General features: G+C 44.4%; 12 protein-coding genes. 5 read left to right on the top strand and 7 right to left on the bottom strand.

The features are described 5' to 3' along the window. Nucleotides 1-14: 14 nt before the first annotated feature. Nucleotides 15-2,867 carry a beta-galactosidase GalA gene (gene galA / locus BMX56_RS09730; RefSeq protein ID WP_090645242.1) on the bottom strand — a complete coding sequence of 951 codons (2,853 nt, stop codon included), beginning with the start codon at nt 2,865-2,867 and terminating at the stop codon, nt 15-17. Nucleotides 2,868-3,059: 192 nt separating this feature from the next. Beyond that, nucleotides 3,060-3,413 (bottom strand): DUF6958 family protein, encoded by a 354-nt coding sequence (locus tag BMX56_RS09725; RefSeq protein WP_090645239.1) that lies wholly within the window; start codon nt 3,411-3,413, stop codon nt 3,060-3,062. A gap of 89 nt (nt 3,414-3,502) precedes the next feature. Between BMX56_RS09725 and BMX56_RS09720 the strand changes: the two genes are divergently transcribed. The 4 genes from BMX56_RS09720 to BMX56_RS09700 all read left to right on the top strand — a co-directional run bounded on the left by BMX56_RS09720 (nt 3,503) and on the right by BMX56_RS09700 (nt 6,028). Further along, a complete protein-coding gene (locus BMX56_RS09720) occupies nt 3,503-4,072 on the top strand; it encodes a hypothetical protein (protein WP_090645236.1) in 570 nt (189 codons plus the stop codon). A 46-nt stretch (nt 4,073-4,118) separates the two neighbouring features. After that, complete coding sequence (locus BMX56_RS09715) at nt 4,119-4,574, top strand: hypothetical protein (protein ID WP_143065417.1); 456 nt, start codon at nt 4,119-4,121, stop codon at nt 4,572-4,574. A gap of 455 nt (nt 4,575-5,029) precedes the next feature. Next, nucleotides 5,030-5,455 carry a hypothetical protein gene (locus tag BMX56_RS09710; protein ID WP_090645230.1) on the top strand — a complete coding sequence of 142 codons (426 nt, stop codon included), beginning with the start codon at nt 5,030-5,032 and terminating at the stop codon, nt 5,453-5,455. A 12-nt stretch (nt 5,456-5,467) separates the two neighbouring features. Next, on the top strand, nt 5,468-6,028 hold the full coding sequence (locus tag BMX56_RS09700; RefSeq protein WP_143065416.1) for a globin family protein: 561 nt from the start codon (nt 5,468-5,470) through the stop codon (nt 6,026-6,028). Between the two features lie 53 nt (nt 6,029-6,081). On the opposite strand, the gene BMX56_RS09695 is transcribed toward BMX56_RS09700, so the two are convergent. The 4 genes from BMX56_RS09695 to gatB form a co-directional block, all read right to left on the bottom strand. Next, nucleotides 6,082-6,438 (bottom strand): glycoside hydrolase, encoded by a 357-nt coding sequence (locus tag BMX56_RS09695; protein WP_143065415.1) that lies wholly within the window; start codon nt 6,436-6,438, stop codon nt 6,082-6,084. Nucleotides 6,439-6,959: 521 nt separating this feature from the next. Beyond that, nucleotides 6,960-7,649 carry a response regulator transcription factor gene (locus tag BMX56_RS09685; protein ID WP_090645217.1) on the bottom strand — a complete coding sequence of 230 codons (690 nt, stop codon included), beginning with the start codon at nt 7,647-7,649 and terminating at the stop codon, nt 6,960-6,962. A gap of 106 nt (nt 7,650-7,755) precedes the next feature. After that, the gene (locus tag BMX56_RS09680) at nt 7,756-8,907 is read right to left on the bottom strand and encodes a redoxin domain-containing protein (protein ID WP_090645214.1); all 1,152 of its coding nucleotides are present in this window, start codon (nt 8,905-8,907) and stop codon (nt 7,756-7,758) included. A gap of 2 nt (nt 8,908-8,909) precedes the next feature. Further along, nucleotides 8,910-10,376: an Asp-tRNA(Asn)/Glu-tRNA(Gln) amidotransferase subunit GatB gene (gene gatB, locus BMX56_RS09675; protein ID WP_090645211.1), complete on the bottom strand. Its 1,467-nt coding sequence runs from the start codon at nt 10,374-10,376 to the stop codon at nt 8,910-8,912. Nucleotides 10,377-10,792: 416 nt separating this feature from the next. Between gatB and BMX56_RS09670 the strand changes: the two genes are divergently transcribed. Further along, on the top strand, nt 10,793-11,374 hold the full coding sequence (locus BMX56_RS09670) for a hypothetical protein (protein WP_090645208.1): 582 nt from the start codon (nt 10,793-10,795) through the stop codon (nt 11,372-11,374). 203 nt (nt 11,375-11,577) lie between these two features. Here BMX56_RS09670 and alaS read toward each other — a convergent pair whose 3' ends face one another. Then, the gene (gene alaS, locus BMX56_RS09665) at nt 11,578-14,340 is read right to left on the bottom strand and encodes an alanine--tRNA ligase (protein ID WP_090645205.1); all 2,763 of its coding nucleotides are present in this window, start codon (nt 14,338-14,340) and stop codon (nt 11,578-11,580) included. Between the last annotated feature and the right edge of the window lie 150 nt (nt 14,341-14,490).

Genomic DNA, 14,490 nt, shown 5'->3' with positions numbered 1-14,490 from the left:
TCAAGACTATCTTTCTACTTATCCGCATTAATAACTATTTTCTTTTCTTTTAACCCTGCCGAATTAGCGGTTAAAGTGATTGGCCCAGCATGGCTTCCGTCTGATTGGATAATAACCTGGGCCAGGCCATTGAACAGCTTTCTTTTCCAGGCAGCGGCAGGTGCCTTAAACTGAATTACGCCGGGATCCTGGTTAGGGTTATCCCAGGGGTGCAGTTTTTTGATAGGTAAGGCAACAATAACTATGCTGTTTTTCCCTGGCTTTAAAAAGGCTTTGCTGATGTTAAACACATCCTGGTCTTTATGATAATCGACATTGGCAGCCAGCAAATGGCCATTAAAATATACCGATTGCTTGCGGCCTATACTTTTATAAAAAAAGCTGAGCGGCTGTCGCGTTAAATCATCGGTTAAATTAATACTGCCGCGATAAACCCAGGCTTTTACGCTGGTATCACTTATATTGGTAAATGCCTTTTTCCAGCCGCTATCATCAAAGGTTTCGACTGTTTCGCTTTTGCGGATGGTATCGGGTACCGGCAATTCTTTCAAGGCCTCGATGGGCATATTTACTATCGTTTCCAGGTACTTATCGGGCTCAAGCGAGGTCGGGTTGCCATTGCCTACTCCTATAATTCTGCCCGGCCCTTCAATTTTAAAACTTATTTCATTATTGGCATCGGGTACCGCCAGTCCTTTTTTGTCAAGCAGGCTAACCTTAATTACGGCTACATCCTGCGCATCGGCTTTCAGGGTATTTTTATGCGCTTCAAGGGCGATGGCTTGCGGGGAGCCGGTAGTTTGCACGGTTTCGGTTAATACCTGTTTGCCGCCGGTATAGCCAATAGCCTTCAGTATCCCGGGGCTGTAAGGAACCGCCCATTCCAGGTGCCCGTTTTTGGCCATGGCTTTTTTGCCCTGGGTTTTACCGTTTAAAAACAGTTCCACTTCGTCGCAATTGCTATAGGCCCAAACGTTTATGGACTGGTTTTCTTTGCCTTTCCAGTTCCAGTGCGGCAACAGGTGCAGCACCGGCTTGCTGTCCCACCAGGCCTGCAGGTACCAGGCATCATCCTTAGCAAAACCGCACTGATCGAGCATCCCAAAGTACGACCCGATAGATGGCCATCCATAGGGTGTAGGCTCGCCCCGGTAATCAAATCCCGTCCAGATAAACATACCTGCTAAAAATGGCCGTTTGGCATAGTATTGCCAGCCCTCTTCAATGCTGTAGGCATTCGGCCTTGGCTTGGCATCGTAAGCAGATTTATAATGAAGCGAATCATTGGTGAAGTAAATCCCGCGGGTGGCAAAGGTCGATCCTTCCTCGGTGCCCCAACCTTTTTGCTGCGGGAATTTCTGGTGCTGCGCATCTGGGTTTTCCTGTGCTATGTAGTTAAAACCTATTAAATCCATCACACCAGATAAGCCCTGCCCCCAGCCGCCGCTAAACGCCGCGGTAACCGCACGGGTGGTATCCAGGCTTTTTACAAAGGCCTGCATGGTGGTTGCAATGCGTGCACCTGTCTCCGAGTTTTCTATCCCCCACTCCTCGTTACCCACCGACCAACTGATCACGCTTGGATGGTTGCGATCGCGGTCAATCATTTTTTTCAGGTTACCCAGGTGGTACTCATCTATACCCATCAAGCGATTTTCGTCAATCACCAGCATACCCAAGCTATCGCAGGCATCCAGCAATTGGGGCGTAGGCGGGTTGTGCGAACAGCGATAAGCGTTACTACCCATTTCTTTTAAACGGGCAATTCTATAGTACTGCAGTTCGTCGGGTATGGCTGTACCCACTCCCGCATGCTCCTGGTGGTTATTGGTGCCTTTTATTTCCAGCCGTTTACCGTTCAGGTAAAAGCCGCTGTTGGCGTCAAAACGCAGGGTACGTATGCCAAAGCGTGTTACATATTCATCAACGGGCACATTATTTACCAAAATGGTGGTAACCAAACGGTGCAGGTACGGCGTATCAACCGACCATAATTTAGGGTGTGCTATCTCCAACTGGCTGCTATACTCTCCCGTTTTAAAAGGTTGCAGGCTATTGCCGTCAGTTTGTTTGGTAGTCAGCAAACGGCCTTGACGGTCATAAACTTTTTGTACGATGGCAAAATTGTCTGCCCCGGTATCGTAATTGCTTATATTAGTTTTAACGGTTATTTGCGCCTTGCCGTTACCAACAGTGCTGCTCACAAATGTACCGTTGGCGGCAATATGCAGCGGCGACGTTTTATTGAGCCATACATGCCTGTAAATGCCGGCCCCTTCATAAAACCAGCCCTCTTCCATAGTGGCATCTACCCTTACGGCGATGGTATTATCGCCGCCGTAGTTTAAAAGCTGGGTAATATCATATTCAAAACCGTTGTAGCCGCTTAACTCGGTACCCAGGTAATGCCCGTTTACCCAAATGGTGGAGTTGCGAAAAACACCATCAAATGCAATGGTGATATGGCGGCCAAAATCCTGCTGTGGCATAGTAAACTTTTTGCGGTACCAGCCTACGCTGCTTTCCGGAAAATTGCGGCCCAGGGCTTTAAAACCATGGCTAAAACTTGCCTTTTCGCTAAAGCCAAGTTCGGCCGCCCAATCGTGCGGCAAATCGAGCTTGCGCCAGGGCCTGTCGTCAAAATCAGCGGCGGCGGCACCATCGCCATAGCCAGCTTTGGCAAAATAAGAGAAATAGCCGGTGCCGTTGTTAAAATCCTTAGCGGCATCAAACGGATGCCCATAGGCAAACCGCCAACCGGTATCTATACAAATATGCGCCCTTGATTTCTGGTCGCTGCCAGCTGTTTGTGCTGATACGACTAAAGGGCAAACAGATAGCAACAGCAAAAGGCGCAACGTTTTCATATATTTTGGATAAGCACTTTTTGAATTCGGTTTATAATATGCCCCTAAAAATAAATGTTAAAAACACAGCTATCTAAAAAAAAAGCTCCGATGAAATTATCTGAGCACATTTTGGTAAAATAGTATCGATAGGGAGAAGCTAAAAGCAAAATGCTTAAAGTTAACATATTAATTTGCAGCGCGGCGCAGGGTTCAATGTTTATTAATACTATAAACCGGGGGCTTGGCCGTATTTCGTTTTATGATATCGCGTGCTTCAAGATCCAGCTTCACGGTTTCGCCGTACCAGTGGGCATTGCCGGCGAAGGTGACATGCACCTTATCATGAAGGGCCTGCATCAGCTGGGTATGGGTGAGGCTTTGCTCCTGCAAAATTTGCAGGATGGCTGCTTTGATCACTTCATACTTTTCGGCCGAGATAATTTTGTTTTGTTTATCCTTATCGGGGTGTAAGGTTTGTATCCTGCTTTCTTTCATATTATCTGGTGATGCGATAGTTGCGGGGCTATAAATTCCCTGGCGATTAAAGTTAAAAAAATACAGCATTAACCTTTGGTTCCCCGCATAAACTATATTTCATAATCCAACATAAAACCTATATTTGGCTGCAGCACTGTACTTATAGCCTTAACACCATGAAACAAAAAAATACTTTTTATTTAGCAACCGCTCTTATTATCGGGTTACTTGCTTTTAAAATAGCCGACAGTACCCTGTTTGAATTTGCTTACCCCAAAAGAAACGGCACCACGTTTACACTGACAAGCAGCCGGTTTAAAAAATTCAAAAAAGAATGGCGTGGTACCGATTACTACTATTACGCAGAACAGGACGGTTTTATTTGTTCTGTTTTATATTACAAACTTAATGACGATGAAAAATTGCAACTGGTTGATGCGCTAAAAGTGGCCATTAGCGGCCCCGATATCAGCCCGGCCTATCCATTTGCTTATTTTTCAAACTACTCCAAACTAAAACCCATGGAGCGCAATAATGAGGACTGGGGTGCCCCAACCGACGATTTCATGTACCGGCAAAATAATGTGGTGATGGATGGTGCCAACTTTGCACAAAAAAATATGTATGGCTATGCCATGTTAGGTAAAGATCTGTTTGTAAATGTACACCTGTCAAAAGTAGCCTGCAGTAGCGCCGATTCGGTAGAAATGAGGGCGATTTTAACATCGCTGACCGTAAGGAAATAAACTACCTTAACGTATAAGAACCAACGATCTTAACCATTAAAGTTTAATGAAATATCTATTAGCGATATTCTTCGTCTCCTCTTTTGCCAACTTTTGTGCTGGCCAGCAATTGGGTACAAAGGCCGAAAACACCTTAAAACAAGCCAGGTTTATTGATTTATATAAAATGCAGCGCAATACGCATGATTGCCTCGATTCAAAAAGCCCACCAATTATTGCCAACAATAAGGTTGATTCCTGTTTTCATAAGATCAAAAAACTAAGCGTTGCCGACATAAATACGCTGACGGAAATTTTGCTGAGCAAGCACTCCTATCAAAAGACCCGCTTTGAAGATTGCTTTGCATCAGAATTTGGCGTAGTTATATTTAATGAGAAACATGTAATAACGGGTTTCATAACCTTTTGTTTAGGCTGCAACAACCTGGATATGAGCAACACTAATAAAATGTTGACGGTAACGGATAATGCAAAAATAAGATTACGAAAAATAATCCATTGATCGTATTAGCGGGCCGTTAAGTCCGTTATTAACTTAAGAAAACAAACACCACCTCAAACAAGCGCATTAAGAACAAATTGGTTATTGGCCGCGCTTAAGCACCTATGAACAAATGGCCCGGCCAAAGGCAATTATCAGCGGCAGATCAGCAGCTTGGAATTAAGGTGTTTCTGCACTTTATTTCACCTTCATTATAGAAGCGATTAATAAATTTATTGCTAAAAACTAATCTTCACAGCTACCTAATTGGCCCCTGTAAAAATACGCAGCTACCATTCTCCCTTTTTAAGCCACTTTCCCAACATCTTTTTACACCCATTAGGAGTACTCTAATTTAAAGTAGGTTATTTATCGACATGTAAAAACCGGGAGAATTAAAGCACCGTATTTCATAATAGAAATGTAAAATTTCGCAACAAACATAATTAAGATATTAAAATCAAAAGCCTATCCTCATGAAAAAAAGTACAGTAAAAAAAATCGTCCTTTATGGTTTATCAACTTTCGTGTTCTTGTTTTTTGTATTGGCCATTCACATTTATTTTGTTTATCGGCCGGCACCCGATGCCTATACCAAAGTAATGGCCCGCATTGATATTAAGCAGCCCATAACAACCAGGGATGCCAATAACATTGCCGCCTGGATGTACAAGCAAAAGGGAATTGACCATGTAATGGTTAACCCCGAATCGAACACCGTTATCTTTACTTTTTTCCCGGTTAAAACCAGTGGCACACAGGTAGTTGATAACCTTAAAAAAGCACTTGACCTAAAAGCCGATCGCTACATGCCCGATGCCCAAAGCTTAAAAAGCGGCTGCCCGGTTGCCAAATCATCATACACCTATAAAATTTACAAGCTAATAACCCAGGTAATCTAATCTTTAAAAAACATGAAAAAACTACTAAACACTTCAACGTTAATCGCGCTATCCGTTAGCGCTATGTTCGCTCTGCAGGCTTGCAGCAGTAATTCGTCGGTAACACCGGTAAAAGCTACTTTATATGATTCGTTAGGCGGATCGGTAATGGTATCCGATCCGGCAAAACCAGGTACCACCATCGAAAAAGGGCGCTTAGGTATCCGCTCGGTTATAGATAGCACCATATTTGTTATTGCCGGCGATAGCAGGATAAACGGCCATTTTACCGTGCTGCTATCCGAAGTAACCAAAGGCAACCTATCGGGCTTTACCGAATTGAGCGGCAACCTGACTACTTTTGTAGCTGTTGCCACAGGCGCAAAAAACTTCACTTACACAGGCGACAATATGGTTGATGCCCACGACCCGGCAAAAAATCCACGTATGAACGGCAAAGCCACTGCTGCCGATTTTGACGCCTTTGTTGACGATGTTGTTAAAGGCGCTAATAAAAATAAACTGCCATCAAACTTAATAGGCTCACTGGGCAAAATTATTGTGAGCTTAAAAGCACAGGTAGTACAACAATAGTTTTTTTTTGATCAGAGGGGGGTGAAGGTCCGCGGGGTAACTTGCGGGCCTTTTTAGTTAACCCTTTTTAAAGTAGCCGCCAAATGCTGCCCCTCGTACACAAAATGCAGGGCAATGCTATCGGCATACAGTTTTCCGGTATGCGGGGCGTTGCCATTAGGCACAGGCACGTTAAACGAAAAATCGTCGCCGTTTATCATGCCATCGGTAATATTTACCTCACCGGCCGGGGTTAGTGCGGTGCCGGTAAGTTTGCCGCTATCCACTTTAAAATTGTACCCGAGCTGAAAGGGCTTGTTCCCAGGCAATGTAACCGGCCCTGCCCATTTGCCTGTAAGGCTGTTTATTGCAGCGAAACAAACGCTAAGTATTAGCACAAATGCTATGGTTATGCAGGCTATTTTTTTCATCGGGAGAAATTTTATTAACTGATATACAACTTTCGGGCGATTTAGTTTTATTTTGATTTGGCGGTTGGCTTGTAACGCTATTTTTCTGAACCGGGATTCGTCGGATTTATCAGATTTTTTGGATTTGATTTGCAGGGCGATGAATTGATTGCTGGGCAATTTTTGCGGCATACGCCGTTTTAGCTGAACGTTGACTTTCATCGCTCTATTTCTGAACCGGGATTGCAGATTAGCCAGATTATTTGGATTTCATTGCATGGATTGATAAAGACATTTACTAATCCAAAATGACCGCACGCAAATCAAATCCAAATAATCCAAAAAATCTGCTTAATCCGAGTTTAGACAATTGCGTTAGTGACAAAAGTGGATACCGGCCCGCGCCTAATGCCCCTGTGCGCGTATGAACGGATGGCCCGGCCGCAGGCAACGCCCAAAAAAACAAAGCTTCGATTTTCTTTAAGAAAATCAAAGCTTCAAATATGCTAATCAAAAATTCCCCCTTCAGGGGGTTAGGGGGCTTACGATTCAAACTTATACCCTACACCTTTAACGGTTGCAACTACCTCATCACCAAGTTTTTCGCGCAGTTTGCGAATGTGAACGTCGATGGTGCGGTTGGTTACCACTACCGAGTCTTCCCAGATGTTTTTCAGGATTACCTCGCGGGTGTATACTTTGCCGGGCTTTGAGGCCAGCAGGTATAGCAGTTCAAACTCTTTTTTGGCCAAAACCACTTTTACACCTTTTTGGTAAACCAGGTAAGCTTCGCGGTCGATAACCAGGTCGCCAATTTCAAGCTTGTTGTCGGGTGTTTCTTCGGTTGGCGAGTTGCGGCGCAAAATGGCGTTTATACGGCTTACCAGGGCACGGGGCTTTATCGGTTTAGCTATATAATCATCGGCGCCTACGTTAAAGCCTGCAATTTCTGAGTATTCTTCGCTGCGGGCGGTTAAAAACACCATAAAGGTATTTTTAAATTCGGGCATGGTACGCATAATGCGGCAAGCCTCGATGCCATCCATTTTAGGCATCATAATGTCAAGTACAATAAGATCAGGTAGTGATTTCTTGGCCTCGGCTACGGCTTCCTGGCCATTGCGGGCCAAAAACACCTGGTAGCCTTCTTTTTTAAGGTTGTATTCTATCAACTCTAAAATATCCGGTTCATCATCAACAATAAGAATTTTCTGTTTTGGAGAGCTGCTCATGATGCGTTAATTTTTTTGTATAAAAGTATACACTTTACAACACCACAAAGTTACCCAAATATTAACAAATTGTTAATGGTTACCTTTTCTTAACGATAAATTGAACCTATTTGAACGTTTTGGTTAAAAAAGCTTCCAAATCGGCGCCGGTAATATTTTTGGCAACGATGTTTCCGGCCGGGTCGACGATGAAATTTGACGGGATAGCCTCAATATTGTACAACCTTTCAGTTGGCCCTTCAAAGCTATTTAAATCCGATCCGTGAGCCCATTCCAGCTTATCATCGTTAATGGCTTTTTGCCATGCAGCTTTGTCTTTATCTAACGATACACCTAAAATATTAAAGCCTTTTGAATGAAACGCGGCATATTGTTTAACCACGTTAGGGTTTTCCTGGCGGCAAGGCGCACACCATGATGCCCAAAAATCAATCATTACATATTTACCTTTATAGTCGGCCAGGCTTACCTGTTTACCATCTATACCGGTGGTTGTAAAATCGGGTGCTTTATGGCCTATAGATACCGGCTTAATTTTATTCATCTGTTTGACGAACGATTGCACCGCGGGATTATCTTTAAAATTATCTTTAATATCATCGGCATAGGCCACCAGCTGCGGCTCAAACTTATACACATCTAAAGATGTTGCGCCATAAAAAGCCGCCAGCGATGATTTGTTGTCGTTAACAAACTTTAAAACGGCAGCGCCATAATCGGCCACATTTTTTTGGAAGGTAGGCATGTAAACTTTCAGCAATGAATCTGATTGTTTGCCCAGGGCCTGTGATTTCTCCTGGTACTCGGCCACAAGCTTTGAATTTTTCTCGCCGTAAAAATTACTGATCTTGTTAAACTCTTTTATCTTGTCCGAATCATCAGAGCCTTTGATGATATACGTATGCGTGGCATCTTTACTGTCGGTTTCAAAATCAATATCATCGCCGTTTTTCGCAATCAGGTCGTAAACGTTGTTTGCTGCCGCCGATTGATCGCCCCCCCCCGCGCCACCTATCCGCAGCTTGTATAAATTGGCATAAGGCGCTACGTGTTTGAATTGAAATTTGCCATCTTCGCTCAACGTGGTCGAGTCTACCACTTTAAGCTGGCTGCTATCGGCTTCAATTAAATAAACCAGCTTTAAACTGCCGGGTTTTTTAATGGTACCGTTAATGGTAAACTGCGAATTATCTTTACATGAATAAACAAATGCAGTTAAAAACAGTAAACTGTAAACTGCCAGATTTTTTAATTTCATTACTATTTTACTTCTAATTCTTTGATCAATAACTGGTTTGTTTTCTGCGGATCTATTTTACCTTTCGATAGCTTCATAATCTCACCCATAAACAAGCCCAACACACCCTTTTTTCCTTTTTGGTACTCTTTTACCTTATCCGGAAACTTGGCAATGGCGGCCTTTATAAACTGGTTTACATCGTCATTATCCGCGCTGATTAACAAGTTAAGCTCCTTAGCCAGTTCATCGGCATTTTTGCCAGGTTCTTTAATCATGGCGGGGAATAACTTGTGCGAAGCTACAGAATTATTTATCACGCCCGCGTCAATTAGTTTAATGAGGCTGGCAAGGTTTGCCGGGGTAACAGCAAAGTTACCAATGACCACGTCATGATCATTCAGGTACGATTTTACAGCGCCCATTACCCAGTTGGCAGCTGCTTTATAATGGTCGGTGGCTTTTATCAGTTCTTCAAAATAATGGGCCACATCCTTATCGGCAGTAATAACCGATGCATCATAGGCCGACAGACCCAGTTCCAGGTATTTATGATAAAGCTGGTTGGGCAATGCGGGCAAACTTTTGCGTATGCTATCAACATATTGCTCGGTAAGCGCCAACGGCATTAAATCCGGCTCGGGGAAATAGCGGTAATCATTAGCCATCTCCTTGCTGCGCAATACCGATGTTTCGCCGGTATCGGCATTAAAGTTAAGCGTGTTTTGGTCAATATGGCCGCCGGCTTCAATCACGGCTACCTGGCGGGCAAACTCGTGCTCAATGGCACGCTGCACATTACGGATAGAGTTGAGGTTTTTTACCTCACAACGGTTACCATATTCGGTAGCGCCACGCAGGCGAACGGATATATTGGCATCGCAACGCATGCTGCCCTCTTCCATGTTACCATCACAAATATCAAGGTAACGCAGTATTTTACGGGTTTCGGTCAAAAACTGGCCAGCCTCTTCGGCGCTGCGCATATCGGGCTGGGTAACAATTTCCAGCAGGGGCACACCGGCACGGTTAAGGTCGATAAGCGAATCAGCATGGTGCTGGTCGTGCATACTTTTGCCGGCATCCTCTTCCATGTGGATGTGGTGGATGGCTAAGTTTTTCTCGGTGCCATCGGCCAGTTTTACAGGCACATAACCACCCAGGCATATAGGGGCATGATCCTGCGTTATCTGGTAACCTTTGGGCAAATCGGCGTAGAAATAATTTTTACGGGCGAAACTGTTATTCAGGTTGATAGTGCAGTTACAGGCCAGGCCCATTTTAACGGCATACTCCACCGCGCGTTTATTTAAAAAAGGCAAAGTACCGGGGTGCCCCAAAGATATGGCACTCACGTGCTGATTAGGCCCGGCACCAAAAGCGGCAGAATCGGCCGAAAAAACCTTACTTAAAGTGGATAGCTGGGCATGTACCTCAAGGCCTACAACCAATTCGTACTTTTCACCTATCCCGTTTGCGAGAACTGTCATAAAAATAAATTCAGCTGTGATTTGCTGATTGTAAGGTCAAATATATAAAAGTTAATACAGTATAGTTGCGTTTTGGGTTAATAGGAGCTAAAAAATATAAAGCAGGTGTGATTGGTAGTCTTAAGTCCATGGACGATGGACCATCGACTATGGAACATGAACCATGCACTATGGACCATCAATTATGGACTATGGAACATGAACTATGCGCTATGGACCATCGACTATGAACTATGAACTATGGCTCATCGACTATGGAACATGAACCATGCACTATGGACTATGGAACATGAACTAGGCGCTATGGACCATCGACTATGGACTATCTACTATATCATTAAACCTTTAGTGCCAGCTGGGGTCTACCTGTAACACGGCACGATAATTGGATAGTGTTGTATAATTTAGAAGGTACTATGAAAAAAATAATTTTAGGACTACTTGCAGGTATTATTACCATTGCAGCATCAACAACCGAAACAAAAGCACAGGTTAACTTAAGCGTACAAATCGGGGCATGGAACCCACCACCAGAATATACAGGAGTAAACTATTACTACCTGCCCGATGTAGAAAGCTATTATTATGTACCAACGCACCAATATGTTTACCTTGATGGCGGCCAATGGGTATTCAGGCCTGCTTTACCACCCCGTTATGCCAGTTATGATATTCGCAGCGGCTATAAAGTAGCTGTTAACAGGCCCAGGGCATACACTTATTACAATGTAGACCGTACCCGCTATGCACGTTACAGGGGCGTGCGCAACGTAATTGTACGCGATCATTACCGCACCAGGGTAATAAACCGTACCAGGGTGGTAAACCGCACCCGTGTTGTGCATACCAAACCAAGAGTAATTACTCGTACAAGGGTTGTAAACCATACCCGTGTTGTACACGCAAGGCCAAGGGTTGTACACGCCAAAGCACAACATGCCCGTGTTGTAAACCACCCGGCTAATAATGGTCAGCATAAAGGACACGATAAACACTAAGCATATACACATAATAAAAAGACTGCCTATTGCGTGGTCTTTTTTTGTTTAATAACGCGTTGAGTTTTAGGATTCAAACAACCATGTCATCGCGAGTGATGGCGCGGCAATCGCGAACTGTACATGTCCACTATGTATAGTTGGCGATTGCTTCGTGCCTTATAATGACATGGGGGTTATAATTGGCATGGCGTAAATTTATATTACCCCACAAAACTCCTCGCCTTGGCCAACGCATTATCCAGCCCAGTCACATCGCTGCCGCCGGCGGTTGCAAAAAATGGCTGGCCGCCGCCGCCGCCTTTTACTTCTTTGGCAAGTTCTTTTACGATGTTGCCGGCGTGCAGGCCTTTTTCTTTTACCAGGTTTTCGGCTATCATCACTGTCAGGCTGGGTTTGCCGTCAAAATCGGCTGCAAGGACCAGGAACAGGTTGGGTACAATATCTTTTAACTGGTAGGCCAGGTTTTTAATGGCTTCGGCATTGGGCAGGGCTACTTTTTGGGCAATAAAGTTGATGCCATTAATAGCCTCGGCTTTTTGTGCCAGTTCGTTTTTTAAGCCTGACGATTTTTCGAGGATGGCTTTTTCAATTTCTTTTTTCAGTTTGCTATTTTCGTCCAGCAGACTTTCTATGCTTTTTGGCAGGTCCTTAGGGTTTTTAAGCAAATCTTTAAGCTGGTCGACCATACGGCTTTGGTTGGTGATGTACACCTCGGCAGCAACGCCGGTTATGGCTTCAATGCGGCGCACGCCGGCGGCTACGGCGCTTTCGGCAATTATTTTAAAGAAGCCAATCTGCCCGGTAGCCTGTACGTGGGTGCCACCGCAAAGCTCCTTACTAAACTCATCTTCGAAAGTGATGACGCGTACATACTCGCCATATTTTTCGCCAAACAGGGCGGTTACGCCGCTGGTGATGGCTTCGGCATAAAGTACGCTGCGCTCTTCTTTCAGCGGGATGTTCTGGCGTACTTTTTGGTTTACGATAGCTTCAATTTGCGCCAGTTCCTCATCGGTAACTTTGGCAAAATGCGAAAAATCGAACCTCAGGTAATCGCTGTTTACCAATGATCCTTTTTGGTTTACGTGGCTACCCAATACCTGTTTCATGGCGGCATGCAACAGGTGCGTGGCCGAGTGGTTGGCATTGGTTTGCCCGCGCAAAGCAGGGTCAACAATGGCAGTTAAAGCATCCTCAATATCCTCGGGCAGGTTATCTACATAGTGAACAGTTAAACCGTTTTCTTTTTTGGTATCGGTTACCAAAATGATGGTACCATCCGGGAAAACCAGCTCGCCCTTATCACCTACCTGGCCACCGCTTTCGGCATAGAAAGGTGTTTTATCCAATACAATCTGGTATTGCTCTTTACCTTTGGCCGTTACCTTGCGGTATTTTACCACATGGGCAATGGTTTCGGTTTCATCGTAACCGGTGAAGATGGATGTTTCGTCGTCTTTTAGCGTGACCCAGTCGCCGGTATCAATGGCGCCAGCGGAGCGGGAGCGAGTTTTTTGATCAGCAAGAGATTTTTCATATCCTAAAATATCAACAGACATCCCTCTTTCACGAGCCATCAATTCCGTTAAATCTAATGGAAATCCAAATGTATCCGATAACTCAAAAGCAAATTCTCCCGGCAAAGTTTTCCCAGACACACTATTAAAAAGTTCAATCTTATAACTTTCTGTGTCAAATATGGTCTGATATACCGGTTTATTCTGAAAGTCGCCTAAATTATATTTATTATAAATCTCACTTTTTATATCGTCATCTACTATAGTAAAAAGGTATTCATTAAATCTGTTTATTCCCTTTTCTAAAGTCCTCAAGAAAGAAACCTCCTCTTCCATAATCACCTTCTGCACAAAATCTTTCTGACTGTAAAGGTTATCAAACACACCTCTAAACTGCCCGGCCAGTAAAGGCACCAGCTGGTTAAAGAAAGGTTCTTTAAAACCTAAAGTCTGGTAGCTGTAACGCACAGCACGGCGCAGGATCCTGCGGATTACGTAACCGGCTTTATTACTTGCAGGTAACTGCCCATCGGCAATGGCAAAACTGATAGCGCGGATATGGTCGGCCAGTACACGCATGGCCACGGCTTCGTTCCAATCGGCATCGCCGGGTTTGGCGGCGCTATTGTATTTTTTACCGCTTTTCTCCGCAATAAACTGGATCATCGGCTGGAATACATCCGTATCGTAGTTGGATGTTTTGCCTTGCAGCACACGCACCAAACGCTCAAAGCCCATACCTGTATCTACATGTTTGGCCGGCAATGGCTGTAATGCGCCGCCTTTTAAGCGATTAAACTGCATGAACACGTTATTCCATATCTCTATCACCTGGTCGTGGTCGGCATTAACCAGCTTCGCACCGTTTACCTCGGCACGCTCATTATCCGGGCGGCTATCGTAATGAATTTCGGAGCACGGGCCACATGGACCAGTTTCGCCCATTTCCCAAAAGTTATCCTTTTTGTTGCCGGGCAATATGTGGGCTTCATCTACAAACTGCTTCCACAGGTTGTAGGTTTCGGTATCTTTTTCAAGGCCTTCCTTTTCGTCGCCTTCAAAATAGGTAACGTACAGGCGGTCTTTGGGTAGTTTATAAACTTCGGTCAACAATTCCCAACTCCAGGCTATGGCTTCTTTTTTAAAGTAGTCACCAAAGCTCCAGTTGCCCAACATTTCAAACATGGTGTGGTGGTAGGTATCAATACCTACTTCTTCCAAATCGTTATGTTTGCCGCTTACACGCAGGCAGCGTTGAGTATCGGCTACACGGGTTGCCTTGGCTGCTGCTTCGCCCAAAAATATATCTTTAAACTGGTTCATCCCCGCATTGGTGAACATCAGGGTTGGGTCGTTTTTAATTACAATTGGTGCCGAAGGAACGATAACGTGTCCCTTTGAAACAAAAAAATCAAGAAAAGCCTGGCGTATTTCGGTAGCTGTCATAGTGTGCAAATGTAGTTATTAGTCCGAAAGTGGGAAAGTCCGAAAGTCAGAAAAGTCCGGAAGTTGGGAAGGGTTAACTCCAGACGACGACTTTTCGGAGTTCCCGACTTCCGGACTAACAACTCCAGTTACTTTTCTGACTTTCGGACT

Origin of the sequence: Mucilaginibacter sp. OK283 (assembly GCF_900110415.1) — a bacterium.
Taxonomy (GTDB): Bacteria; Bacteroidota; Bacteroidia; order Sphingobacteriales; family Sphingobacteriaceae; genus Mucilaginibacter.
Note: the sequence above shows the minus strand (reverse complement) of the source record. Positions and strands in the feature narration are given on the sequence as shown.

Excerpts from the sequence above, each read along its gene's own strand:
- BMX56_RS09710 (WP_090645230.1), top strand. The coding sequence starts at position 5,030 with ATGAAAAAAAGTACAGTAAAAAAAATCGTCCTTTATGGTTTATCAACT.
- gatB (WP_090645211.1), bottom strand. The coding sequence starts at position 10,376 with ATGACAGTTCTCGCAAACGGGATAGGTGAAAAGTACGAATTGGTTGTA.
- BMX56_RS09715 (WP_143065417.1), top strand. The coding sequence starts at position 4,119 with ATGAAATATCTATTAGCGATATTCTTCGTCTCCTCTTTTGCCAACTTT.
- BMX56_RS09725 (WP_090645239.1), bottom strand. The coding sequence starts at position 3,413 with ATGCTGTATTTTTTTAACTTTAATCGCCAGGGAATTTATAGCCCCGCA.
- BMX56_RS09670 (WP_090645208.1), top strand. The coding sequence starts at position 10,793 with ATGAAAAAAATAATTTTAGGACTACTTGCAGGTATTATTACCATTGCA.
- alaS (WP_090645205.1), bottom strand. The coding sequence starts at position 14,340 with ATGACAGCTACCGAAATACGCCAGGCTTTTCTTGATTTTTTTGTTTCA.
- BMX56_RS09720 (WP_090645236.1), top strand. The coding sequence starts at position 3,503 with ATGAAACAAAAAAATACTTTTTATTTAGCAACCGCTCTTATTATCGGG.
- galA (WP_090645242.1), bottom strand. The coding sequence starts at position 2,867 with ATGAAAACGTTGCGCCTTTTGCTGTTGCTATCTGTTTGCCCTTTAGTC.
- BMX56_RS09680 (WP_090645214.1), bottom strand. The coding sequence starts at position 8,907 with ATGAAATTAAAAAATCTGGCAGTTTACAGTTTACTGTTTTTAACTGCA.
- BMX56_RS09685 (WP_090645217.1), bottom strand. The coding sequence starts at position 7,649 with ATGAGCAGCTCTCCAAAACAGAAAATTCTTATTGTTGATGATGAACCG.
- BMX56_RS09695 (WP_143065415.1), bottom strand. The coding sequence starts at position 6,438 with ATGAAAAAAATAGCCTGCATAACCATAGCATTTGTGCTAATACTTAGC.
- BMX56_RS09700 (WP_143065416.1), top strand. The coding sequence starts at position 5,468 with ATGAAAAAACTACTAAACACTTCAACGTTAATCGCGCTATCCGTTAGC.